This window comes from Microbispora sp. CSR-4 (assembly GCF_008033685.1).
Classification (GTDB): Bacteria; Actinomycetota; Actinomycetes; order Streptosporangiales; family Streptosporangiaceae; genus Microbispora.
The window spans coordinates 1-270 of the sequence record NZ_VJVX01000340.1; the positions used below are offsets into that span (position 1 = coordinate 1).

The following is a 270-nucleotide window of genomic DNA, read 5'->3' on the forward strand; positions in this document are numbered from 1 at the left end:
GCGCTGGGGCAGTTCCTCGGCTCGGCGGCCGGCCTGTCGGCGCCGGTCATCACGAAGCTGACCGAGCAGTGGAAGGCCGAGCAGCGCGCCTTCGCCGACCGTGACCTGTCGGGCGTGGACTACGTATACCTGTGGGCCGACGGGGTGCACGTCAACGTCCGCCTGGAGGAGCACCGTTTGTGCCTGCTGGTGATGATCGGCGTGCGCGCCGACGGCCGTAAGGAGCTCATCGCGCTGTCCGACGGCTACCGCGAGTCGACCGAGTCGTGG

The 270-nt window shown here is 69.6% G+C and carries 1 protein-coding gene; it reads left to right on the plus strand.

Annotated elements, in window-relative coordinates; translation table 11 throughout:
- Positions 1 to 270, plus strand: a 270-nt coding sequence (locus FLV34_RS40060) for a transposase (protein WP_187280913.1), incomplete at both ends; no start/stop codon positions are given.